Source organism: Bdellovibrio bacteriovorus str. Tiberius (genome assembly GCF_000317895.1).
Taxonomy (GTDB): domain Bacteria; phylum Bdellovibrionota; class Bdellovibrionia; order Bdellovibrionales; family Bdellovibrionaceae; genus Bdellovibrio; species Bdellovibrio bacteriovorus_F.
Genome location: NC_019567.1, coordinates 3,051,587 through 3,073,951, shown reverse-complemented (window position 1 = coordinate 3,073,951; position 22,365 = coordinate 3,051,587). Strand labels below are relative to the sequence as shown.

Sequence of the window (22,365 nt, the reverse complement as noted above, 5' to 3'; positions counted from 1 at the left end):
TTGTGAGGGGCCTACCGAGATAAGGCAAAAAGGTTCTATGCGACCTCCAAACCGACCTGATTCGCACAGGCCCCTTCGCAAGAAGGGCAAAAAGTCTAATGAAAGGAGGCTCACTTATGATCACTCGCGCAGATAAAGAGCAGGAGATTAAGCTAATCACGGAGAAATTCGGAAAAGCTAAAGGAGCTTTCATCGTCGACTTCAAAGGCATCAAGGTTGAGCAAGTTACTAACTTGCGTAAAAAATTGAATGCTGCTGATTCCGAGATGAAAGTTGTTCGTAATACTCTTGCAAAAAGAGCGTTCAAAGATCACCCGGCTATTGAAACAGCATTTGCTAATTCAATGAAAGGTACTAACGCCATCGTATTCTCTTACGGTGAGGTGAACGCGACTGCAAAAGCATTGGCTGATTTTGCTAAGGATGTTGAAATCCTTCAAATCAAGTCCGGTGTTATGGACGGTGCTGCTTTGGATGATGCTAAGATTAAATTCTTGGCGACACTTCCGGGCAAAGACCAACTCCGCGCTATGTTCCTCAGTACGCTATTGGCTTCTGGCTCTGCACTTGCAAGATGCTTGAACGCTTACGCTGAGAAACTTGGTGGTGGTGCTGCTAGTACTGAAGAAGCTCCACAAGCATAATGCTTGCGCTCCGATGTTTCGGGGCAAATGGTGCTGAATATTTGAATTTTTAAATAATTTTTTATATCCCTGGAGGATAAAATGTCTCTGACTAACGATCAAATTGTTGAAGCGTTGTCTGCTAAAACTGTTCTGGAAATCGCAGAACTTGTAAAAACTTTGGAAGAAAAATGGGGCGTTACTGCTGCTGCTCCAGTTGCTGCTGCTGCAGGTCCTGCTGCTGTAGTTGAAGAGAAAACTGCTTTTGATGTTATCCTTGTTGACGCTGGCGCCAACAAAATCAACGTTATTAAAGAAGTTCGTGGCTTGACTGGTTTGGGTCTTGCTGAAGCTAAAGCCCTTGTTGAAGCTGGTAACAAAGCTGTTAAAGAAGGCGCTACTAAAGAAGACGCAGAAAAAATCAAGAAAGCTCTTGAAGCTGCGGGCGCGAAAGTTACTGTTAAGTAATTTCTGCCACTTAGTTTATACTAATGCCGAAAGCCTCGTGGAAACACGGGGCTTTTTGCATTTTGGCCTTCGCTTTACCCTTCGTTGGGATTGGGCTGGGGGCTTAGGGATGCAAAACCTTTCGGACAGTCCTCGCGCGGTGGGGTCTTTTTGTTTTGCGGTAGTATTTTATTTTTAGTTTTCTGAGTGCTTGGGTGGTTTTTCGGGCGCTGTGGAACTCAGGTTTTGCATCCCTAAGCCCCCAGCCCAATCCTAACGGGGCTTGCGGTGGCCAAAGTGCGAAAAAGCCCCTTTGTTGGGTGCTTTGGACTTAGATTTTTGGTTTTTGAGATTATTAAGGCCCCTTGTGGGGCCTTTTTTTTGTTTGTGGGTGGTTGTTTTTACCAGGCGAAGCCTAGTTTTATGCCGAAGGCTTCTTGGGTTTCTCGGTCGGATCTGTCCCATTTGATGTCTATGTGGCTGTATTCGATGGCGGCTCTAAGGCCTTTTTGATGGGTGCTTAGGCCCACGGAATAGTAACTGTGATTTCCTTCGTCGTCATAGGGGCCGAAGGTTCCATTGGTGCTGGTGATGCTTGTTTTAACTTTGTGGAATTCGTAGATGTAGGAAAAGTAGGGGACCAGGTACTCGTATTTGTACCCTAAGCTGACGCCGGCTTGGGAGGTGGTGATGTCCGACTTGGCTTTGGCGTCGGTGGTGTTGTTGCCCAGGTAAAATGCGTCGGTTGTGGTTTCACTTTTTGTTCCGTAGGCGCCCATCAGGGAGCCGACCCACACTCGGTTTTGAGTTCCGTGGTTCAGGAACTGGAATCTAGCGCCCCACAGGAAGTTTTCCAGATAGACTTCTATCCCTTTGAAAACACTCACGCTTGCGTCGAATCCGACGTTGTTTGCGCCGGTCACGAAGTCGCTGGCGTCAATGTCGCTGTTGATCAGAACCTTGTCGCGCAGGGGTGGGTTTGAGTTGATGTCGTTGACCAGGGTCACTCGGGTTTCCGAGGCCATGACCACGGCGGCATGCCCTTGCCACTGTTCGTTGGATACCACTGGCATGTTGAAGTGGGAGGCGCGCATGCTGATGGAATGTGAACATGCTGACAAACTAAGCAAACTTAAGGCGAGCAACGCTCTAAACATGGGGATCCTTCCTTCGGCTTTTTAAGCCTATGATGCGTCCTTGTTACGGGCTACTGATTAGCTGCAAAACTCGACTTTACACGACGCAATAACCATCCATTTTTGGAGTGTCTGAAGTTTTTGGAAAGGCACCAAAAACCTTCAGAATCACTTGCTTTATTGAAAACTTAGGGTAGTTTGAGATACTTGCGTTTTTATTTAATGTGGGCCTTGGAACATTCCCCCCGAAGCGAATGTCCGATTTTCTTATCACGGAGAGTACATTGGAAAAAACTCCAGTTACGGCTTCTAACATTCGAGTTAGAAAGTCATTCGCGAAAAATAAGCAAGTCATTGATATTCCAAATCTGATTGAGTTGCAGAAATCTTCTTACGAAGCTTTCATTCAAAAAGATATGGATCCAGATCGTCGCGGCGATGCTGGTCTTAATGGCGTTTTCAAATCTGTTTTCCCAATCACAGATTTCAACAATACAGCAAGCCTTGAGTTTGTATCTTACACTCTGGAGCCAGCTAAGTACGACGTGGACGAGTGCCGTCAGCGTGGTATGACTTTCGCTGCGCCAATCAAGGTGACTCTTCGTCTGATCGTTTTCGATGTTGATGAAGAAACTGAAGCACGCAGCATCCGTGACGTGAAAGAACAGGAAGTTTATCTGGGCGAAATCCCTCTGATGACTGCCAACGGTTCCTTCATCATCAACGGTACTGAGCGCGTTGTTGTTTCCCAGTTGCACAGATCTCCGGGCGTGTTCTTCGATCACGACGGTGGTAAAAACAATGCTTCCGGTAAACTGATCTACTCTGCACGTGTGATCCCTTATCGTGGTTCATGGTTGGATGCTGAGTTTGACCAAAAAGATCTTATCCACGTACGTATCGACCGTCGTCGTAAGTTCCCAGTTACAATCCTTCTTAAGGCTTTGGGTTACAACTCTGAGCAATTGCTGGAATACTTCTACGATCTTGATGAAGTTTACGTTAAGGGCGGCAAGCTCTTCCGTAAATTGGACATTGAGCGTATGTCCGGTCAAAGAGCATTGACTGATATCGTTGATCCAAAATCCGGCGAAGCGCTGGTTAAAGCGGGTCGTCGTATCACTCGTGCGATCGTTAAAAAAATCAAAGATCTTGATATCACAGAGCTTGATGTTCTTCCGGAAGATCTGGAAGGCAAAGTTCTTGCGAAGCCACTGATCGATGAATCCACTGGTGAGATCATCGCTGATGCGAATGCTGAGCTGAACGCTGCTATCATCAAGCGTTCCATCGAAGCTGGCATCGAAAGCTTCTTCATGATCTTCTTCGACGGTTTGACTGTGGGTCCTTACCTGCGCAACACCCTGTTGGTTGATAAAGTCTCCAACAAAGAAGAATCTTTGGTTGAGATCTACAAACGTCTTCGTCCTGGTGAGCCTCCAACTTTGGAAGCGGCTACGACATTCTTCGGCCGTTTGTTCTTCGATCCAGAGACTTATGACCTTTCTGAAGTTGGTCGTATCAAGATCAATCACAGATTCGGTATCTCTATGGACGAGTGTCCGCCGTCTCACAGAACACTGACTCACAAGGATATCCTGAGCACCATCAAAACTTTGATCGATCTGAAAAATGGTCGTGGTGTTATCGACGATATCGATCACTTGGGTAACCGTCGTGTTCGTTCCGTGGGTGAGCTTCTGGAAAACCAATACCGTATCGGTTTGGTTCGTATGGAGCGCGCTATCCGTGAACGTATGTCCCTTCAGGACGTTGAAACAATGATGCCTCACGATCTTGTGAACGCGAAACCTGTGAACGCCGTAGTTAAAGAATTCTTCGGTTCTTCTCAGTTGTCACAGTTCATGGATCAGACGAATCCACTTTCTGAGATCACGCACAAACGTCGTTTGTCTGCTCTTGGACCTGGTGGTTTGACTCGTGACCGCGCTGGTTTCGAAGTACGTGACGTACACCCTACGCACTACGGACGTATCTGTCCTATCGAAACTCCAGAGGGTCCAAACATCGGTTTGATCGCCTCTTTGGCAACTTACGCTCGTATCAACAACTATGGTTTCATCGAGACTCCATACCGTAAAGTTGATGCTGGTCAGGTTTCCAAGGACATCAACTATCTTTCTGCATTGGAAGAAGCTGGTCACCACATCGCTCCGGCGGCTCGTGACGAAGCTGGCAACAAAGCCATCCAGACTGCAACTACCATCACTCGTCGTGACGGTGAGTACGAGATCGTTGATAAAGACAAAGTTGCTTTGATGGACGTTTCTCCATCTCAGTTGGTTTCCATCGCAGCTTCCCTGATTCCATTCCTGGAACACGATGACGCCAACCGTGCCTTGATGGGATCGAACATGCAACGTCAAGCGGTTCCACTGCTTCGTTCTCGCGCACCACTTGTTGGTACGGGCGTAGAGCGTTTGGTTGCTCGTGACTCCGGTACCTCCATCGTTGCTCAAAACGATGGTATCGTTGAGGAAGTGGATGCTTCCCGTATCGTTATCCGTCGTTTCGCTAAAGGTGGCGAGCTGGGTGCGAACGTGGACATCTACAATCTGACGAAGTATCAGCGTACGAATCAAAATACCTGCTTCAACCAAAAACCAATCGTAACTGTTGGTGACAAGATTTCCAAAGGCGACATCATCGCTGACGGTCCTTCCACTGAACTTGGTGAATTGGCATTGGGTCAGAACATCCTTGTGGCGTTCACCCCATGGCAAGGTTACAACTTCGAGGATTCCATCTTGATCTCCGAGCGTCTGTTGAAAGACGACGTTTACACTTCCATCCACATCGAAGAATTCGAGTGCGTGGCTCGTGACACGAAATTGGGTAAAGAAGAGATCACTCGCGATATCGCCAACGTCGGCGAAGAAGCGCTTAAAGACCTGGACAGCTCTGGTATCATCCGCATCGGTGCGGAAGTTCGCCCTGGCTTCATCCTGGTTGGTAAAGTGACTCCAAAAGGTGAAACTCAGCTTTCTCCAGAGGAAAAACTTCTAAGAGCGATCTTCGGTGAAAAAGCCGGCGACGTTCGTGATACATCTCTGCGTGCGCCATCCGGCGTATACGGAACTGTTATCGATGCTCAAGTTTACTCTCGTGAAGGCGCAGACCGCGATGAGCGTCTGTCCCTGATCATCGAAGAGAAAAAACGCAAGCTTGAAAAAGACTTGGCGGTTGAGCAGAACGTTATCAAAAATAATGCTATCTCCAAACTTCGCGACATCCTGGTTGGTAAAACAACGACAGGCGTTCTTCTGAATGAAGACGGTTCTCAGAAGTTGTTGAACAAAGGTCAGGACATCACTGAAGCGGATCTAGAGACAGTTCCATTCGAATTGTTGAACTACATCCCTCTTGAACAAGACCTTGAGTTCCAGGTGAACAAAATCATCGACAATGCTCGTAACCAGCTGGATGCAGTTAAGCTTGTGTTCAATGAAAAGATCGATCGTCTTCGTAAAGGTGACGAATTGCCTCCGGGCGTGATCAAAATGGTTAAAGTTTACGTTGCTATCAAACGTAAAATGCAAGTCGGTGACAAATTCGCCGGTCGTCACGGAAATAAGGGTGTTGTCTCCAAAGTATTGCCTGCGGAAGACATGCCTTACCTTGCTGACGGTACTCCAGTAGACATGGTTCTGAACCCACTGGGGGTTCCTTCTCGTATGAATATCGGTCAGATCCTTGAGGTTCACTTGGGTTGGGCAGCGCACAACCTTGGTAAGCAACTGGGTGCTCATCTGGACAAGTGGAATGCAGAGAATGCTCGCACAGAGATGAAAGACATCTTCAGCGACTCTGATATCTCCGCGAAGCTTGATAAAGCAGACGATGCTTCATTGAAGTCCATGGTTAATCGCATGAAGCACGGTATCCACGTGGGTACGCCAGTGTTTGATGGTGCCCGTGAATCTGACGTGAAAGGTTTGCTTGCAAAAGCGCAAGTGCCTTCTTCCGGTAAGTCCGTTCTATTCGACGGTCGTACAGGGGAGCCGTTCACGAATCCGGTGACCGTGGGTATCATGTACATGCTGAAACTTCACCACTTGGTGGAAGAGAAGATCCACGCTCGTTCTATCGGACCTTACTCACTCGTTTCTCAACAGCCATTGGGCGGTAAAGCTCAATTCGGTGGTCAGCGTCTCGGGGAGATGGAGGTTTGGGCGATCGAAGCATACGGTGCTGCATACTCTCTGCAAGAGTTCCTGACTGTTAAGTCAGATGACGTTGCAGGTAGAACTCGTATGTACGAGAGCATCGTGAAGGGTGAAAATATCCTTGAGCCAGGCTTGCCTGAATCCTTCAACGTATTGGTGAAAGAGCTTCAGTCTCTGGCACTGAACGTGGAGCTGATGGAGTCTGACATTCTACGTGACCAAGATGAAGATTTTGGTGACGAAGAAGTGATCGAGGTAGAACCAGTTGCGCCGGTTGCGTCTAAAGACGAACCAGAGCAGCACTAAGTTTAATAATTTAACAACAGGGGTGTTCTTTGAGAGACTTGTTGAATTTTTTCGATAAACCAAAAGATCCACTTTCGTTTGACGCCGTACGAGTTTCGTTGGCGTCACCTGAAATGATTCGTGAATGGTCATTTGGTGAAGTTAAGAAGCCAGAAACTATCAACTATCGTACTTTCAAGCCTGAACGTGACGGCTTGTTCTGTGCGAAAATCTTCGGTCCTATCAAGGACTACGAGTGCTTGTGCGGTAAGTACAAACGTATGAAGTACCGTGGCGTCGTCTGTGAAAAGTGCGGCGTTGAAGTGACTCAGACCAAGGTTCGCCGTGAGCGTCTTGGTCACATCGAATTGGCAACTCCAGTAGCCCATATCTGGTTCCTGCGTTCTTTGCCTTCTCGTATTGGTAACCTTTTGAATCTTTCTTTGAAAGACGTTGAAAAGGTTCTTTACTGTGAAGCACACGTGGTTATCGATCCAATGGAAACTACATTGGAAGAAGGCCAGGTACTGACTGAAGAAGCATTGCAAGCGGCTCTGAATGAGTTCGGCCCATCCTTCAAATACGGAATGGGTGGCGAGGCAGTTCGTGATCTTTTGAAAAAAATCGATCCTGAATACCTTTCCCGCAAACTTCGTCTGGAAGTTAAAGACACCAAGTCTGAAGCTGGTATCAAAAAATTGACTAAACGCCTGCGCGTTGTTGAGGCCTTCAAAGGTTCCATCAACAAACCAGAGTGGATGATGTTGGAAGCGCTTCCGGTTCTTCCTCCTGATCTTCGTCCATTGGTACCTCTTGATGGTGGCCGTTTCGCGACGTCTGACCTGAATGACCTGTACCGCCGTGTTATCAATCGTAACAACCGTTTGAAACGTCTTCAGGAGCTGAACGCTCCAGACATCATCATCCGAAACGAAAAGCGCATGCTTCAAGAAGCAGTGGACGCTTTGTTGGATAACGGTCGTCGCGGTAAGACCTTCACTGGTCCGAACAAACGCCCTCTTCGCTCCCTTTCTGATATGTTGAAAGGTAAGCAGGGTCGTTTCCGTCAAAACCTTTTGGGTAAACGTGTAGACTACTCTGGTCGTTCCGTTATCACCGTTGGACCTACTCTGAGACTTCATCAGTGCGGTCTTCCGAAGAAAATGGCTCTCGAGTTGTTCAAACCATTCGTTTACAACAAACTTGAAGAAAAAGGTCTTGCGACCACTATCAAACAAGCCAAGCGCTTGGTTGATCAGGAAACAGTTGAAGTATGGGATATCCTTGCTGACGTGGTGAAAGAGCACCCGGTTCTTCTGAATCGTGCGCCAACCCTGCACAGACTTGGTATCCAGGCGTTCGAGCCTGTTCTTCACGAAGGTAAAGCTATCCAGTTGCACCCGCTGGTATGTACGGCGTTCAATGCCGACTTCGACGGTGACCAAATGGCAGTTCACGTTCCACTTTCTGTGGAATCCCAGGTTGAAGCACGCGTTCTGATGATGTCCACGAACAACATCCTTTCTCCTGCCAACGGTAAACCTATCATCAATCCTTCCCAGGATATCGTGTTGGGTATGTACTGGTTGACTCGTATGCGCCCAGGCGCGCTTGGATCAGGCAAAGCCTTCTCCAGCGTTCAGGAAGCACAATACGCTTATGAAACCGGTCTGGTAGACCTTCAGGCGGTATGTAAGGTTCGTATCAACGGAACTCTGCAAGAGACCACAGTGGGTCGTGCAATCCTTTCTGATATCGTTCCTAAAGAAGTTCCGTTCAACGAAGTGAACGTGACAATGGGTAAAAAACAGATCGCAGCCCTGATCGACAAGACTTTCCGTCTTGCCGGTGCAAAAGCGACCTGCATCCTTGCTGACAAGATCATGGAATACGGCTTCAAGTATTCAACTGCAGCAGGTATGTCCATCGGTATCGATGACATGGTGATCCCGGCGGCGAAAGCTCCGATGATCGCTGACGCAGAAAAACAAGTTACCGAGATCCAGCAGCAGTACGACGAAGGTTTGATCACAGATGGTGAGCGCTACAATAAAGTGGTCGACATCTGGGCGCAGACTGCCGACAAAATTGCCAAAGAAGGTATGAACGCGATCGAAAAGCAGACATTCAACGTTGGTGGCAAAGAGGTTGTGGGTCCTTCCTTCAATCCAATTTACATCATGGCTGACTCCGGAGCCCGTGGTTCCGCAGCTCAGATCCGTCAGTTGGGTGGTATGCGTGGTCTGATGGCGAAACCTTCCGGTGAGATCATCGAGACTCCGATCACTGCAAACTTCCGTGAAGGTTTGACAGTTATCCAGTACTTCATCTCCACGCACGGTGCGCGTAAAGGTTTGGCCGATACCGCATTGAAAACAGCGAACTCCGGTTACCTGACTCGTCGTTTGGTTGACGTTGCTCAGGACGTTGTTGTGTCCGAGATCGATTGCGGTGTTGAAGATGGTTTGGAAATCACTCCGATTTACGAAGCGGGTGAGATCGTACAAAACATCGGTGACCGTATCCTGGGCCGTACAGCTTTGAAAGACGTTGTTGATGCAGCGACAAACGAAGTTGTGGTTCGTGCTAATCAGGAAATCACTGAAAATGACGTTAAGATCATCGAAGGCCGTGGTATCGACAAAGTCGACATCCGTTCTGCTCTTATCTGTCAGTCTAAACGCGGTGTTTGCGTGAAGTGCTACGGACGTGATTTGTCCCGTGGTGCGACTGTGAACCTGGGTGAAACAGTGGGTATCATTGCCGCTCAATCCATCGGTGAGCCGGGTACCCAGTTGACGATGAGAACGTTCCACTTGGGTGGTGCGGCTTCTCGTGCGGTTGAACAATCTGTTCACACATCCCGTTATGACGGTGTTATTAAACTACAAAACGTTCATGCAGTGGCAAACCGTAACGGCAAGCTGACTGTGATGAATCGTAACGGTTCTGCTCTTGTGATCGACGAAGCGGGTCGTGAGCGTGAAAACTTCAAGCTCGTATACGGCGCTGTTTTGAACTTCAAAGAAGGCGACAAAGTTGCCAAAGGTCAGACTGTTGCGGAATGGGATCCATATTCGAATCCAATCATCGCAGAGGTTTCTGCGAAGATCCAATATCAGGATATCGAAGAAGGTTCCACAATGCAGGAGCAAGTGGATGCGGTAACTGGTTTCGCGACCAAAGTTATCATGGAATCCAAGTCTTCCGATGTTAAACCAACAGTGTTCCTTGTGGACGGTGCTGGCAAAACATTGAATCTTCCTGGTCGTGATATCCCGGCTCGTTACCTGATCCCAGTTGGGGCTCAGTTGCTTGTTGCGGATCAACAGGAAGTGCATGCGGGTGACGTAATCGCGAAGATGCACCGTGAAGCTTCGAAAACGAAGGATATCACCGGGGGTCTTCCGCGCGTTGCCGAATTGTTTGAGGCTCGTAAACCGAAAGAAGCAGCTATCATCTCTGAGATCGATGGTTATGTGACATTCGGTAAAGACGTTAAGGGTAAACAACGTGTGATCGTAACTCCTGAAGTGGGTGAGCAAAAAGAATACCTCATCCCTAAAGGTAAGCACGTTGCTGTAAGAGAAGGTGAGTACGTAAGAGCCGGTGAGGCTTTGATGGATGGTCCAACAAATCCTCATGACATTCTGGCGGTTCTGGGTGCTAAAGCCTTGTCTGCATACCTTGTAGATGAAATCCAAGAAGTTTACAGACTTCAAGGGGTTGGTATCAATGACAAGCATATCGAAGTCATTGTTCGTCAGATGCTACGTAAAGTAGAAATCCGTGATGCCGGCGACAGCCGCTTCCTGGCTGGTGAGCAAGTTGAAAGATACGCTTACATGGAAGAAAACGATCGTATTAACAAAGAGGGTGGCCAGCCTGCTACTTGCAGCCCGCTTCTTCTTGGTATTACGAAAGTTTCTTTGAGCACCGACAGCTGGATTTCAGCAGCGTCCTTCCAGGAAACTACAAAAGTTCTTACGGAAGCAGCGATCAATTCTCGTACAGACCATTTGCGTGGCCTGAAAGAGAATATCATCATGGGTCGTCTGATTCCTGCGGGAACTGGTTTGACATCTTACAAACGCTGGAAAGTGTCTGTGCATGAAGATGACGATATCGGCTTTGTTGCATTGCCGGGTATGACGTCTTCTGTACAGCCTCAAGGCTAAAGTAAGTCCACCTGATCGCCGGCTTCACAGGCCGGCGTAGGGTAAAAAGCTCATGGATTGGGGACCTCACGCCGCTTTTCATGGATAAATGTAATTTTAACAACAAAGTCTTGACCTGGGCGTCACCGAAATGTAAGTTCCAGCGTCCAGAACCGCATAATTGTTTTTAAGGGGTATATAAAGTGCCAACAATTAATCAGCTCATCAAAAGTGAGCGTACTGTTCAAAAAAACCAAACAAAATCACCAGCTTTGGACTCTTGTCCTCAGCGTCGCGGTGTTTGTACTCGTGTTTATACTACGACTCCAAAGAAGCCGAACTCCGCTCTTCGTAAAGTAGCAAAAGTTCGTCTGTCCAATGGCTTCGAAGTTATCTCTTACATCCCTGGTATCGGCCATAACCTTCAAGAGCACTCCGTTGTACTAATCCGCGGTGGTCGTGTGAAGGATTTGCCGGGTGTTCGTTACCACATCGTGCGTGGGGTATTGGACCTTCAAGGTGTAAACGGTCGTCTGCGCGCCCGTTCTAAATACGGTACTAAGAGACCTAAGAAATAAGGATTGAGAGATGTCACGTCGTAAAAAGACCTTTAAAAGAGAAATCATTCCAGATCCGGTTTTCAAGGATCTAGTAATTGCTAAGTTCGTCAATAAAATGATGATTCAAGGTAGAAAAGCAACTTCTCAAAAGTTGTTCTACGGTGCTTTGAAAGAGCTTGAAGGCAAAGTTCAAGGTGAAGAGCCTTTGGCAGTTTTCAAAAAAGCTCTTGAGAACGTTAAGCCTTCTATCGAAGTTCGCTCCCGCCGTGTAGGTGGTGCTACTTACCAAGTTCCAGTAGATGTTCGTCCATCCCGTCGTTTGGCTTTGGCTATGCGTTGGTTGGTTGAGTACTCTCGCGAGCGCGGTGAGAAAGACATGGCGAAACGTTTGGCTGGCGAATTCTTGGACGCGTACAATAATAGAGGAAATGCTATTAAGAAGAAAGACGACGTTCACAGAATGGCTGAATCCAACAAGGCATTCTCTCACTACAATTGGTAATCTGTTCAGATGTCAGCTAAAGATCCTAAAGTTGTAGCTGATCTCAAGTACACTCGTAATATCGGCATCATGGCTCACATCGATGCCGGTAAGACGACCACCACCGAACGCATTCTTTACTATACAGGTAAAAGTCATAAAATCGGCGAGGTCCATGATGGTGATGCCACCATGGACTGGATGGTTCAAGAGCAAGAGCGCGGTATCACTATCACCTCTGCTGCGACCATGGCGTTCTGGAAAGATCACAGAATCAACATCATCGATACTCCGGGCCACGTTGACTTCACTATTGAAGTTGAGCGTTCTTTGCGTGTATTGGATGGCGCGATCGCTGTTTTCGACGGTGTGAATGGGGTTGAACCTCAGTCCGAAACCGTTTGGAAGCAAGCCGACAAATATAAAGTTCCCCGCATTTGCTTCGTTAATAAAATGGACCGTGTTGGTGCTGACTTTGTGATGTCCTTTGGGACGATCAAAGAAAAGCTGAACGCGAACCCAATCCCTGTGCAGGTTCCAATCGGCATGGAAGACACTTTCCGTGGTGTTGTTGATCTATTGGAAAACCGCGCTTACATGTGGGATCAGTCCGGAATGGGTGACCATTTCGAAATCACCGATGTTCCCAATGACATGCAAGAGGAAGTAAACCGCTTCCGTACTGAGGTCATTGAGAAGATCGTTGAATTTGAAGACGAACTTCTTGAGAAATATCTCAATGGAGAAGAAGTCACTGTGCCAGAGCTTAAACGTGCTTTGCGCAAAGGGACTCTTGAATTGAAAGCCTTCCCGGTATTCTGTGGAGCCGCTTTCAAAAACAAAGGTGTTCAGCCTTTGTTGGATGGGGTCATTGACTACCTTCCGTCGCCTCTGGAAGTGCCTGCAATCGTGGGCCACGATCCTGAGCGTCCTGATAAAGAAATCATCTGTAAAACTGAATTCGATGCTCACGCGGCTGCTTTGGCTTTCAAAATCGCCAACGATCCGTTTGCCGGCACTTTGACTTATATCCGTGTTTATTCCGGTGAAGTGAAGGTCGGGGAGCAGCTTTTGAATCCGCGCACTCAGAAAAAAGAGCGCATCCAGAAGCTGGTGAAAATGCATGCGAATTCCCGTGAAGAAATCAACAGCCTGAAGGCTGGTGATATCGGTGCGGTTATCGGTCTTAAGTTCACAGGTACTGGGGACACTCTGTGTGAAAGCTCTCATGCTGTGGTTCTTGAGGCGATCACATTCCCAGAGCCGGTTATTTCCGTGGCGGTAGAGGCGAAGTCCTCTGCGGACCAGGAAAAAATGCTGGCCGGCCTGGCTAAACTTGAAAAAGAAGATCCATCCTGCCGTCTGCGCACGGATCCTGAAACAGGGCAAATCCTGCTTTCTGGTATGGGTGAATTGCATTTGGAAATTCTTGTGGATCGCCTGCTTCGTGAGCATAAGATCCAGGCCAATGTGGGTAAGCCGCAGGTTTCCTATCGTGAAACCATCACGGCTGCAGCCAAGGCAGAGCACGTTTACGAGCGTGAGATTGCCGGTGAAACTCACTTTGCCAAAGTCTCCCTTTCCATCGAGCCTATTTCTCAGGCGGATGGTATCCAGTTCATCAGTAAAGTGGCTGTGTCTAAAGAATTTACAGCCCCTATGTTGAAGGCTGCTGAATCGGGCTTCCGTGAAGCTTCCGAAGTCGGTCCTTTGGCAAGTTGTTCGATGCTGGGTATTAAGGGGACCTTAAATTCAGTTGAAGTTCGTCCCGATTCCTCCAGCGAAATGGCCTTTAAGGCGGCTGTTTCCCTGGCATTCCGGGATGCGGTTAAGGCGGCCTCTGTAGAGCTTTTGGAGCCTATCTTCAAACTAGAGGTCACTTGTCCGGATGACTTCGTCGGGAACATCGTGGGCGATTTGAATGCCCGCCGTGGGAAAATCCTGGCGATGAATGTGAAGCAGGGTGGTGGTCAGGTTATTTCGGCCGAAGCCCCTCTGGCGAGTCTGTTTGGTTATGCGACGGATGTCCGCAGTTTGAGCCAAGGACGAGCAAGCTTCAGTATGGAATTTTTGGAATATGCCATTGTGCCTGCGAAGGTAAAAACGGACATTCTCCATAAAATGGGAAGATATTAAAAAAAATAATATTTCCCTTTGACATTAGATTTCAAAGTGCGCATACTCGCGCACTCATAGCGTCTATATCTACAAAAAACCCCCCGCGTTGAAGGCGATTCAGGCCGCAAGGGCTAATTCGGGGCAAGTTTTCGATGGGATCAGGACGTTGAACGTTAACAAATTTGCTAGTAATTACGATACTTTATAAAAGAGAAGAGTGTCCATATGCAAAGTCAGAAGATTAGAATCAGATTGAAGGCATTCGATCATAAATTGCTTGACCAGTCGACGAAAGAAATCGTTGAGACTGCTCGTCGTACAGGCGCTAAAGTTGCGGGTCCAATTCCCTTGCCTACTCGCATCAACCGCTACACTGTATTGCGTTCTCCGCACGTAGATAAAAAATCTCGTGAACAATTCGAAGTGAGAACTCACAAGCGTATGCTCGATATTTTAGAACCAACTCAACAGACAGTAGATCAACTTATGAAGTTGGATCTTTCTGCTGGTGTAGATGTTGAAATCAAACTTTCTGCGGTTTAGAGGTAAGACGTGAGCGAAACTACAGAAACTCAAAATACTGCAGGTCTGAAATTGAACGGCCTGTTCGCCTTCAAAGAAGGTATGGCTACTATCTATAACGAGAACGGCGAAGCTGTTCCTGTTACTGTTCTTCGTTATGAGCCTTGGTTTGTTTCTCAAATCAAGACTAACGAAGCTGATGGTTACGAAGCTATCCAGGTAGCTTGCCACCCTAAAAAAGCTAAAAACTCCAACAAAGCAGAAAAAGGTCACCTTGAAAAAGCTGGCTTCGAGAATGGCGCTCAGTTCGTAAAAGAACTTCGTCAAGCTCCACCGGAAGGTACTGTTGTTGGCGCGCAAATCTCTATCGACAGCTTGGTTAAAGGTGATTTCGTAAAAATCACTTCCAAGTCTAAAGGTAAAGGTTTCGCTGGTTCCGTGAAGCGTTGGGGCTTCGCAGGTGGTCCTGCATCCCACGGTTCTAAATTCCACCGTCGTCCGGGTTCTTCTGGTAACAGAACATGGCCAGGTCGCGTAATGCCGGGTAAGAAATTCCCAGGTCATTTGGGTGCTGAAACTGTCACTGTTAAGAACGTCGAAGTTGTTCAGATTATCGCTGAAGAAAACGTTCTGATGGTAAAAGGGCCAGTTCCAGGTGCTAGAAACACTTTGGTTAAGTTGGTGAGAGAATAGTATGGCAACAGTAAATGTATTGAACTGGAAAAAAGAAAAAGTTGGCTCCGTTGAGCTTGCTGCTGACGTGTTCGAAACTCCTGTTAAAAAGGAAGTTCTTCACACAGTAGTTCAATGGCAATTGGCGGCTCGTCGTCAAGGCACTCACATGACTAAGACCAAAGGTCTTGTGTCTGGTGGTGGTAAAAAGCCGTTTAAACAAAAAGGTACTGGTGGAGCTCGTCAAGGTTCCAGCCGTTCTATCTTGATGCCAGGTGGTGGTACCGCTTTCGGTCCTCAGCCTCGCAGCTACGCTTTCGTTCTGCCTAAAAAAGTTCGTCGTTTGGGTCTGAGCATGGCACTTTCTCACCTTCAAAAAGAAGGCAAACTGTTCATCGTGGACAGCATGGCTTCTGAAGGTAAAACTGCTGAGCTTAACAAACGTTTGGCTGCTTTCGGTTTGAAGAAGGCTGTATTGGTTGACTCTGTAGTTGATGACAAATTCAACCGTGCTTCCAAGAATCTTCCAACATTCAAATACTTCCCAGTTGAAGGTTTGAACGTGTTTGATCTATTGAAGTACGACGCTGCTGTTATCACTAAAGATTCTGTGGCTAAAATCGTAGATCGTTGTTCATTGGAGAAGGCGTAATGAAACAAGTAATTAAAGCCCCTCTCATTACTGAGAAAAATACTTATCACAACGCTGCTGGTGTTTACGTGTTCGAAGTGGATATGAAATCCTCTAAAACAGAAGTAAAAGCCGCTGTTGAGAAAAACTTTAAAGTTAAAGTTGATAGCGTTAGAACTAGCGTCTGCCGCGGTCACTCTAAGCAAACTAAATTCGGTCTAACCAAGGTCGCTTACTGGAAGAAAGCTTACGTTAAGCTTGCTGAAGGTGAGAAGATCGCTCTTTTTGAGGGAGTATAAAGATGGGTATTAAAACATTTGCCCCACGCTCTCATGGTCGCAGAGGAATGACTGGTTTCGATTTCAAAGAAATCACTAAGACTACTCCAGAGAAGTCTTTGCTAGCTCCTCTTAAGAAACAAGCTGCGCGTAACAATCACGGTCAAATCACTATTCGTCACCAAGGTGGCGGTCATAAGAGAAAATACCGTTTGGTTGATTTCAAGCGTAACAAGCTTGAAGTTGCAGCAAAAGTTATCGCGATCGAGTACGATCCGAACAGAACTTGCCGTATTGCTCTGATCTCCTACATCGATGGCGCTAAGGCTTATATCCTTGCTCCAGTAGGTTTGAATGTTGGCGATACTGTTATTTCTTCTGATAAAGCCGACATCAAACCAGGTAACTCTATGACTCTTGGTGCGATCCCAGTTGGTACTGTGATTCACAATGTTGAATTGCGTCCAGGCAAAGGTGGTCAAATCTGCCGTGGTGCTGGTGCAAGCGCAACTCTTGCTGGTAAAGGCGACAAGTACTGCCAAGTACGTATGCCATCCGGTGAGTTGAAACAAGTATTGACAGTTTGCCGTGCTTCTATCGGTCAAGTTGGTAACACTGACAATGAAAACATCAATCTAGGTAAAGCAGGTCGCTCTCGTTGGAGAGGTATCCGTCCTTCTGTACGTGGTATGCACATGAATCCAGTTGATCACCCACTCGGTGGTGGTGAAGGCGTTGGTAAAGGGCATCACCCGGTAACTCCTTGGGGTCAACCTTGTAAGGGGTTCAAAACTAGAAACAATAAGAGAACCAACTCTTCAATCATCAAGAGACGTAAGTAGGAGTAAAAGGTGGCACGCTCAATTAAAAAAGGTCCATTCGTCGATACTCATGTTCAGAAGAAAATCGACAATGCACTTGAGAAAAATGATAAAAAAGTTATTAAAACTTGGTCTCGCCGCTCAACAATTCTTCCAGAGACAATTGGACTGACATTCGCAGTTCATAACGGAAGAAAGTTCGTTCCTGTATACATCACAGAGAACATGATTGGTCACAAACTCGGCGAGTTTGCTCCAACCAGAACTTTCCACGGTCACGCTGAGAAGAAAGCCGCTGCTCCTGCTGCGAAGAAGTAATAGAGGTTTATTATGGAAGTTAAAGCAAGCTTGAAATATGCAAGAGTTGGCGCTCAGAAAGCAAGATTGGTTGTAGACCTTGTTCGCGGTAAAGACGTGAACGAGGCTGTAAAAACCCTTACTTTCCTGAACAAAAAAACCGCAGGTATGGTAAAAAAGTTGATCGAATCAGCTGTTGCCAATGCTGAATACAAAAAGGTTATGGATGTAGACAGCCTTTATGTTAAAGCTATCTGGGTTGATCAAGGTCCGGTTCTTAAAAGATTCCGTCCTCGTGCGCAAGGTCGCGCGTTCGGTGTTCGTAAGAAGACCAGCCACATTAACGTAGTACTCGAGGAGAAATAGTCGTGGGTCAGAAGGTTAATCCAATTGGTCTAAGAGTCGGTGTTATCAGAACTTGGGATTCTCGCTGGTATGCGAAGGGTCAACAATATTATGAAAACCTCCACGAAGACATCCGTTTGAGAAAGTTCCTTAAGGATAAACTTAAGAACGCGGGTGTAGCGAAAATTGAAATGGAACGTGCTGCGAAGAAGATTAAAATCATCATCTCCACAGCTCGCCCAGGTGTTGTTATTGGTAAAAAAGGTAGTGGTATCGACGCTCTTAAAGCGGAAGTTCAAAAACTTACACCCAACGAAGTTTTCTTGAGCATCCAAGAAGTGCGCAAACCAGACCTCGATGCTCAGCTCGTTGCTGAGAGCATTGCTCAACAACTTGAGAAACGTATCTCTTGGAGAAGAGCTCTTAAAAAATCTATTGCAGCTGCGATCAAAGGCGGCGTGAGAGGTATCAAGATCCGTGTTTCCGGGCGTCTTGATGGTGCAGAGATTGCGCGTTCAGAGTGGTACAATGAGAAGAGCGTTCCTCTTCATACATTGCGTGCTGATATCGACTACGGTACAGCAGAATCCCTGACAGCATACGGTATCATCGGTCTGAAAGTTTGGATCTATAAAGGCGATATCTTATCTGCTCGCGAAGTTGAGGAGGCAGGTCGTGTTAAGTCCTAAAAGAGTAAAATGGCGTAAACAATTTGTAGGCCGCGCTACTGGTTTTGCAGTAAGAGGCGCTAACCTTGATTTCGGAGACTACGGTCTTCAGGCAATCGAGGAAGGTCGTCTGACTGCTCGTCAGTTGGAAGCTGGTCGTATCGCTATCTCCCGTTCTGTTAAGCGTGGTGGTAAAATCTGGTGCCGTGTGTTCCCAAACATTCCGGTAACTAAAAAGCCTGCTGAAACTCGTATGGGTAGCGGTAAAGGTAACCCGGAACTATGGGTTGCTCGTGTTCTTCCTGGAAAAGTTCTTTTCGAAATGAACGGTGTGACACGTGAACAAGCTAAAGAAGCTTTCGAACGTGCAGCACACAAACTTCCTTTCAAAACTCGTTTCTTGGTAAGGGAGTAGTTGTATGAAGTTCGTAGAGATCAAAGATCTTTCTGTAGCAGAATTGAAAAAGAAAAGAGCGGCTCTTTCCGAAGAGCTGTTCCAGGCACGTATCAAGAATTCCATTGGGCAGCTTTCTAACCCAGTGCAAATCCGTGGTCTTCGCCGCGACATCGCTAAAATCAATACAGCGATCGTAAAAAAAGTGGCGAGATAGGGGTAGGAAATGACTGAAACTAATTCTAGAGGCCGTAAAATTGAAGTCGTAGGTGAAGTTATCAGTGACAAGATGGATAAAACCATCTCTGTTCTGATCTACCGCATGGTTAAGCACGCTAAGTACGGTAAGTACGTTAAGAAGACGTCTGTATTCAAGGCTCATGACGAAAAGAACCAGGCAAAAGTTGGTGACATCGTTAAGATCCGTGAAACTCGTCCTCTAAGCAAAACTAAACGTTGGGCTTTGGCTGAAGTCGTTGAAACGGCTAAGGCATAGGAGACTGTTATGATTCAAATGCAAACCAGACTGAATGTAGCAGATAACTCCGGCGCAAAAGAAGTTATGTGCGTTAAGGTTCTTGGTGGTTCTAAACGTCGTGTAGCATCCATTGGTGATGTTATCGTAGTTTCCATCAAAGAAGCTTTGCCAAATGCAAAAGTAAAAAAAGGTGACGTAGCTAAAGCTGTTGTTGTTAGAACTGTAGCAAAACTTCGTCGTCCAGACGGATCTTACATCCGCTTCGACGACAACTCTGCAGTTTTGATCAACGCTTCTAAAGAGCCAATCGGAACACGTATCTTTGGCCCAGTAGCCAGAGAATTGAGAGCAAAGTCGTTCGTTAAGATCGTGTCTTTGGCTCCGGAAGTTCTATAAGGGGTATGAGATGAATCGCTTACATACAAGATATAATAAAGAGATCGCTCCCGCTCTAAAGAACCAACTGGGAGTTAAAAACGTGATGCAAGTTCCTCGCTTGGAGAAAATCACTCTTAGCGTGTGCTTGAGCGAAGCTGTTCAGAATCCAAAAATCTTGAACACTGTGGTTGATGAAATCACAGCGATCACTGGACAAAAAGCTGTTATCACTAAAGCAAAGAAAGCAATTTCCAACTTCAAATTGCGTGCAGGCATCCCACTGGGTGTTCGCGTGACTTTGAGAAGAGAGAAAATGTGGTCTTTCATGGATCGTTTGAACACGTTGGCACTACCTCGCGTACGTGACTTCCGTGGCTTGCCTAACAAAGGCTTCGATGGTCGTGGTAACTACAACATGGGCTTGAAAGAGCAGATCGTGTTCCCTGAGATCAACTACGATAAAGTAGACAAAACTCGTGGGATGAACATCACTATCTGTACAACTGCGAAGAACGATACTGAAGGCAGAGCGCTACTTGAAGCGCTTGGCATGCCTTTCAGAAAATAAGAGGTGTCACTTGGCTCGTAAAGCAAGCATTGAAAAAAATAATAAAAGAAAAGCTCTTGCTGCTAAGTATGTTCAATACAGAGCAGAATTGAGAGCTAAAGCTGTTAATATGAAGCTTTCTGACGAAGAAAGAGCTGCTGCACGCACTAAGCTGCAGGGTCTTCCTCGTGACACTAACCCAAACCGCACTATCACTCGTTGTGTGATCTCTGGTCGCCCTCGTGGTAACTACAGAAAGTTCGGTTTGTCTCGTATTGCGTTCAGACAATTGGCCCTTGACGGTAAATTGCCTGGCGTAACGAAAGCCAGCTGGTAAGAGGTTCAGAATGGATACAATTTCTCAGTTCCTTACAATGATCAGAAACGCTGGAGCAGCAAGACACGAAAAAGTGGACATGCCTGCTTCTAAAGTAAGAGCCGGTATTGCTCAGATCTTGGTAAACGAAGGCTTCATCAGAAGCTTTAAAGTTGCTAAAGACAGCAAACAAGGCATCATGCGTGTTTATTTGAAGTATGACGAAGCTGGTGGCCACGCGATCAATAATATTGACCGTGTTAGCCGTCCTGGTCGTCGCGTGTATGTTAAATCTGACAAGATTCCAACTGTTCGTTCTGGTATGGGCATGTCCATCATCAGCACAAGCAAAGGAATCATGAGCGGTAAGCAAGCTACAGAGCAAAAACTCGGTGGCGAATTGCTTGCGACACTTTGGTAGGTGAATCATGTCTCGTATTGGTAAAGCACCCGTTATTTTTGATAACACAGTACAAGTGAGCGTTTCTCCTGCTAACGAAGTTGTCGTTAAAGGCGCAAAAAGCTCATTGAAAATCGGTATGAAACCAAATGTTTCCGCGAAAATCGACGGCAACAAAGTAGTTTTGACTCCGAATGATGACACAAAAGAAAGCCGCGCGATGCACGGTCTTTACAGAGCTCTTATTCAAAACGCAGTAATCGGCGTGACTAAGGGTTTCTCTAGAGGCTTGGAGCTTCAAGGGGTTGGATATCGTGCGAACGTAGCAGGTAAAAAGTTGGAGCTTTCTTTGGGCTTCTCTCACCCTGTTGTATTCGATATCCCAGAAGGTATTGAAATTAAAGTTGAGAAGCAAACCAGCTTGACCGTGAATGGTCCAAGTAAAGAGCTTGTTGGTCAGGTAGCAGCGAAAATTCGCTCCTTCCGTCCACCAGAGCCTTACCTGGGTAAAGGTGTTCGTTACGCTGGTGAGCAGATCAGACGTAAAGCCGGTAAGTCTGCTGGTAAATAATTGAGGTAAAGTATGAAATTGAAATTTAGTAAGCATACAAGCGAAAGAAAAGTAAATCGCCTCAAGAAGAAGATCAGAATCCGCAAGACCGTTAAAGGAACTGCGGAAAGACCTCGTCTTTGCGTATTCAGAAGCGGTAAGCACGTTTACGTTCAAATTATCAATGACGTAGATGGCAACACTCTGGTGGCTGTTTCTTCTTTGGGTAAAGAGGATAAATCCGGCATCGATATGGCGAAACTTGTTGGTATCGAAGCAGCTAAAGCAGCTACTGCGAAAAACATCAAAGACGTTGTTTTCGATAGAAACGGTTACCTCTATCATGGACGTGTTAAATCTCTTGCTGACGGCGCTCGTGAGGGCGGCCTGAATTTCTAAGGAGTGATGTGTGGAGAAAGTTCAAGCTCAAGCAGCTGAATTAGAAGAGCGTGTAGTAGCGATCAACCGCGTAACAAAAGTTGTTAAGGGTGGTCGTCGCTTCTCTTTCGCAGCTCTAGTAGTTGTAGGCAACAAAGCTGGTGATGTTGGATTCGGTTCCGGCAAAGCTGGTGAAGTTCCAGAAGCAATCGGTAAAGCAAGCAGATCCGCTAAAAAATCTGCTAAATCTGTAGCTTTGAAGGAAGGTCGTACGATCCCTCACGAAGTTATCGGTAGATTTGGTGCAGCTAAGGTTATCATGAAACCAGCTGCTCCAGGTACTGGTGTAATCGCGGGTGGTGCGGTACGTGCCGTTCTTGAATCTGTAGGTGTAAAAGACATTCTTACTAAATGTGTTGGTACTCGTAACCCTCACAATGCAGTAAGAGCAACAATCGACGGCTTGAAGCAGTTGAAACAACAGCTTTAATTCGCGGACTGGTGGCAAAAATGGCTAAGACATTCGTAGTAACATTGAAAAGATCAACTATCAAATGCACGCAAGATCAAAAGGATGCTGTACGTATCCTTGGTCTTAAGAAAATTCGCCAAACTGTTGAGGTGAAAGATTCTGCTGCGGCACGTGGTAATATCATGAAAGTTCAACATCTTCTTGATGTTGAAGTTAAGGGGTAA

General features: G+C 46.6%; 27 protein-coding genes. 26 read left to right on the top strand and 1 reads right to left on the bottom strand.

Annotation, left to right across the window (positions count from 1 at the left end):
* Positions 1-116: 116 nt before the first annotated feature.
* Both rplJ and rplL read left to right on the top strand, forming a co-directional pair.
* Positions 117-644, top strand: coding sequence for a 50S ribosomal protein L10 (gene rplJ, locus BDT_RS14645; protein ID WP_015092015.1), 528 nt, complete (start codon positions 117-119; stop codon positions 642-644).
* Positions 645-725: 81 nt separating this feature from the next.
* Positions 726-1,091, top strand: a complete 366-nt coding sequence (gene rplL, locus BDT_RS14640; protein ID WP_015092014.1) for a 50S ribosomal protein L7/L12 — start codon at positions 726-728, stop codon at positions 1,089-1,091.
* A gap of 380 nt (positions 1,092-1,471) precedes the next feature.
* On the opposite strand, the gene BDT_RS14635 is transcribed toward rplL, so the two are convergent.
* The gene (locus tag BDT_RS14635; protein WP_041577926.1) at positions 1,472-2,227 is read right to left on the bottom strand and encodes a hypothetical protein; all 756 of its coding nucleotides are present in this window, start codon (positions 2,225-2,227) and stop codon (positions 1,472-1,474) included.
* Positions 2,228-2,460: 233 nt separating this feature from the next.
* Between BDT_RS14635 and rpoB the strand changes: the two genes are divergently transcribed.
* The 24 genes from rpoB to rpmD all read left to right on the top strand — a co-directional run bounded on the left by rpoB (position 2,461) and on the right by rpmD (position 22,365).
* A complete protein-coding gene (rpoB, locus tag BDT_RS14630; protein ID WP_051026320.1) occupies positions 2,461-6,699 on the top strand; it encodes a DNA-directed RNA polymerase subunit beta in 4,239 nt (1,412 codons plus the stop codon).
* Positions 6,700-6,728: 29 nt separating this feature from the next.
* A complete protein-coding gene (gene rpoC, locus BDT_RS14625; protein ID WP_041577924.1) occupies positions 6,729-10,856 on the top strand; it encodes a DNA-directed RNA polymerase subunit beta' in 4,128 nt (1,375 codons plus the stop codon).
* Positions 10,857-11,038: 182 nt separating this feature from the next.
* Complete coding sequence (gene rpsL / locus BDT_RS14620) at positions 11,039-11,413, top strand: 30S ribosomal protein S12 (protein WP_011165356.1); 375 nt, start codon at positions 11,039-11,041, stop codon at positions 11,411-11,413.
* 10 nt (positions 11,414-11,423) lie between these two features.
* A complete protein-coding gene (gene rpsG, locus BDT_RS14615; protein WP_015092010.1) occupies positions 11,424-11,897 on the top strand; it encodes a 30S ribosomal protein S7 in 474 nt (157 codons plus the stop codon).
* 9 nt (positions 11,898-11,906) lie between these two features.
* Positions 11,907-14,012: an elongation factor G gene (gene fusA / locus BDT_RS14610; RefSeq protein WP_015092009.1), complete on the top strand. Its 2,106-nt coding sequence runs from the start codon at positions 11,907-11,909 to the stop codon at positions 14,010-14,012.
* A 207-nt stretch (positions 14,013-14,219) separates the two neighbouring features.
* Complete coding sequence (rpsJ, locus tag BDT_RS14605) at positions 14,220-14,537, top strand: 30S ribosomal protein S10 (protein WP_011165353.1); 318 nt, start codon at positions 14,220-14,222, stop codon at positions 14,535-14,537.
* A gap of 9 nt (positions 14,538-14,546) precedes the next feature.
* Positions 14,547-15,209: a 50S ribosomal protein L3 gene (gene rplC, locus BDT_RS14600; RefSeq protein ID WP_015092007.1), complete on the top strand. Its 663-nt coding sequence runs from the start codon at positions 14,547-14,549 to the stop codon at positions 15,207-15,209.
* A 1-nt stretch (position 15,210) separates the two neighbouring features.
* A complete protein-coding gene (rplD, locus tag BDT_RS14595) occupies positions 15,211-15,840 on the top strand; it encodes a 50S ribosomal protein L4 (RefSeq protein WP_015092006.1) in 630 nt (209 codons plus the stop codon).
* Positions 15,840-16,118, top strand: a complete 279-nt coding sequence (gene rplW, locus BDT_RS14590; RefSeq protein ID WP_041577923.1) for a 50S ribosomal protein L23 — start codon at positions 15,840-15,842, stop codon at positions 16,116-16,118. The genes rplD and rplW overlap by 1 nt, the downstream gene beginning before the upstream one ends.
* Before the next feature lie 2 nt (positions 16,119-16,120).
* Positions 16,121-16,939 (top strand): 50S ribosomal protein L2, encoded by an 819-nt coding sequence (gene rplB, locus BDT_RS14585; RefSeq protein WP_015092005.1) that lies wholly within the window; start codon positions 16,121-16,123, stop codon positions 16,937-16,939.
* Between the two features lie 9 nt (positions 16,940-16,948).
* Positions 16,949-17,236 carry a 30S ribosomal protein S19 gene (gene rpsS, locus BDT_RS14580; RefSeq protein ID WP_011165348.1) on the top strand — a complete coding sequence of 96 codons (288 nt, stop codon included), beginning with the start codon at positions 16,949-16,951 and terminating at the stop codon, positions 17,234-17,236.
* A 12-nt stretch (positions 17,237-17,248) separates the two neighbouring features.
* Entirely contained in the window at positions 17,249-17,581 is a 333-nt protein-coding gene (gene rplV / locus BDT_RS14575) for a 50S ribosomal protein L22 (RefSeq protein WP_015092004.1), read from the top strand.
* 2 nt (positions 17,582-17,583) lie between these two features.
* Complete coding sequence (gene rpsC, locus BDT_RS14570) at positions 17,584-18,249, top strand: 30S ribosomal protein S3 (protein ID WP_011165346.1); 666 nt, start codon at positions 17,584-17,586, stop codon at positions 18,247-18,249.
* Positions 18,236-18,643 (top strand): 50S ribosomal protein L16, encoded by a 408-nt coding sequence (gene rplP, locus BDT_RS14565; RefSeq protein ID WP_041577922.1) that lies wholly within the window; start codon positions 18,236-18,238, stop codon positions 18,641-18,643. Before rpsC ends, rplP begins: the two co-directional genes overlap by 14 nt.
* A 4-nt stretch (positions 18,644-18,647) precedes the next feature.
* Positions 18,648-18,839, top strand: coding sequence for a 50S ribosomal protein L29 (gene rpmC, locus BDT_RS14560; RefSeq protein WP_011165344.1), 192 nt, complete (start codon positions 18,648-18,650; stop codon positions 18,837-18,839).
* A gap of 9 nt (positions 18,840-18,848) precedes the next feature.
* Positions 18,849-19,118, top strand: a complete 270-nt coding sequence (gene rpsQ / locus BDT_RS14555; RefSeq protein WP_041577921.1) for a 30S ribosomal protein S17 — start codon at positions 18,849-18,851, stop codon at positions 19,116-19,118.
* A 9-nt stretch (positions 19,119-19,127) separates the two neighbouring features.
* A complete protein-coding gene (gene rplN / locus BDT_RS14550) occupies positions 19,128-19,496 on the top strand; it encodes a 50S ribosomal protein L14 (RefSeq protein ID WP_011165342.1) in 369 nt (122 codons plus the stop codon).
* A gap of 10 nt (positions 19,497-19,506) precedes the next feature.
* A complete protein-coding gene (gene rplE, locus BDT_RS14545; protein WP_011165341.1) occupies positions 19,507-20,046 on the top strand; it encodes a 50S ribosomal protein L5 in 540 nt (179 codons plus the stop codon).
* A 10-nt stretch (positions 20,047-20,056) separates the two neighbouring features.
* Positions 20,057-20,362: a 30S ribosomal protein S14 gene (gene rpsN / locus BDT_RS14540; protein ID WP_041577920.1), complete on the top strand. Its 306-nt coding sequence runs from the start codon at positions 20,057-20,059 to the stop codon at positions 20,360-20,362.
* A 10-nt stretch (positions 20,363-20,372) separates the two neighbouring features.
* The gene (gene rpsH / locus BDT_RS14535) at positions 20,373-20,762 is read left to right on the top strand and encodes a 30S ribosomal protein S8 (protein WP_041577919.1); all 390 of its coding nucleotides are present in this window, start codon (positions 20,373-20,375) and stop codon (positions 20,760-20,762) included.
* Positions 20,763-20,769: 7 nt separating this feature from the next.
* Positions 20,770-21,312 (top strand): 50S ribosomal protein L6, encoded by a 543-nt coding sequence (gene rplF / locus BDT_RS14530; protein ID WP_041577918.1) that lies wholly within the window; start codon positions 20,770-20,772, stop codon positions 21,310-21,312.
* A gap of 12 nt (positions 21,313-21,324) precedes the next feature.
* Positions 21,325-21,690 carry a 50S ribosomal protein L18 gene (gene rplR / locus BDT_RS14525; protein WP_015092000.1) on the top strand — a complete coding sequence of 122 codons (366 nt, stop codon included), beginning with the start codon at positions 21,325-21,327 and terminating at the stop codon, positions 21,688-21,690.
* Positions 21,691-21,700: 10 nt separating this feature from the next.
* Positions 21,701-22,159, top strand: a complete 459-nt coding sequence (rpsE, locus tag BDT_RS14520) for a 30S ribosomal protein S5 (protein WP_041577917.1) — start codon at positions 21,701-21,703, stop codon at positions 22,157-22,159.
* A gap of 20 nt (positions 22,160-22,179) precedes the next feature.
* On the top strand, positions 22,180-22,365 hold the full coding sequence (rpmD, locus tag BDT_RS14515) for a 50S ribosomal protein L30 (protein WP_041577916.1): 186 nt from the start codon (positions 22,180-22,182) through the stop codon (positions 22,363-22,365).

Coding starts and splice junctions, on each gene's coding strand:
- rplJ (WP_015092015.1), top strand. CDS start 117: ATGATCACTCGCGCAGATAAAGAGCAGGAGATTAAGCTAATCACGGAG.
- rplL (WP_015092014.1), top strand. CDS start 726: ATGTCTCTGACTAACGATCAAATTGTTGAAGCGTTGTCTGCTAAAACT.
- BDT_RS14635 (WP_041577926.1), bottom strand. CDS start 2,227: ATGTTTAGAGCGTTGCTCGCCTTAAGTTTGCTTAGTTTGTCAGCATGT.
- rpoB (WP_051026320.1), top strand. CDS start 2,461: ATGTCCGATTTTCTTATCACGGAGAGTACATTGGAAAAAACTCCAGTT.
- rpsG (WP_015092010.1), top strand. CDS start 11,424: ATGTCACGTCGTAAAAAGACCTTTAAAAGAGAAATCATTCCAGATCCG.
- fusA (WP_015092009.1), top strand. CDS start 11,907: ATGTCAGCTAAAGATCCTAAAGTTGTAGCTGATCTCAAGTACACTCGT.
- rpsJ (WP_011165353.1), top strand. CDS start 14,220: ATGCAAAGTCAGAAGATTAGAATCAGATTGAAGGCATTCGATCATAAA.
- rplD (WP_015092006.1), top strand. CDS start 15,211: ATGGCAACAGTAAATGTATTGAACTGGAAAAAAGAAAAAGTTGGCTCC.
- rplW (WP_041577923.1), top strand. CDS start 15,840: ATGAAACAAGTAATTAAAGCCCCTCTCATTACTGAGAAAAATACTTAT.
- rplB (WP_015092005.1), top strand. CDS start 16,121: ATGGGTATTAAAACATTTGCCCCACGCTCTCATGGTCGCAGAGGAATG.
- rplV (WP_015092004.1), top strand. CDS start 17,249: ATGGAAGTTAAAGCAAGCTTGAAATATGCAAGAGTTGGCGCTCAGAAA.
- rpmC (WP_011165344.1), top strand. CDS start 18,648: ATGAAGTTCGTAGAGATCAAAGATCTTTCTGTAGCAGAATTGAAAAAG.
- rpsQ (WP_041577921.1), top strand. CDS start 18,849: ATGACTGAAACTAATTCTAGAGGCCGTAAAATTGAAGTCGTAGGTGAA.
- rplN (WP_011165342.1), top strand. CDS start 19,128: ATGATTCAAATGCAAACCAGACTGAATGTAGCAGATAACTCCGGCGCA.
- rplE (WP_011165341.1), top strand. CDS start 19,507: ATGAATCGCTTACATACAAGATATAATAAAGAGATCGCTCCCGCTCTA.
- rpsH (WP_041577919.1), top strand. CDS start 20,373: ATGGATACAATTTCTCAGTTCCTTACAATGATCAGAAACGCTGGAGCA.
- rplF (WP_041577918.1), top strand. CDS start 20,770: ATGTCTCGTATTGGTAAAGCACCCGTTATTTTTGATAACACAGTACAA.
- rplR (WP_015092000.1), top strand. CDS start 21,325: ATGAAATTGAAATTTAGTAAGCATACAAGCGAAAGAAAAGTAAATCGC.
- rpmD (WP_041577916.1), top strand. CDS start 22,180: ATGGCTAAGACATTCGTAGTAACATTGAAAAGATCAACTATCAAATGC.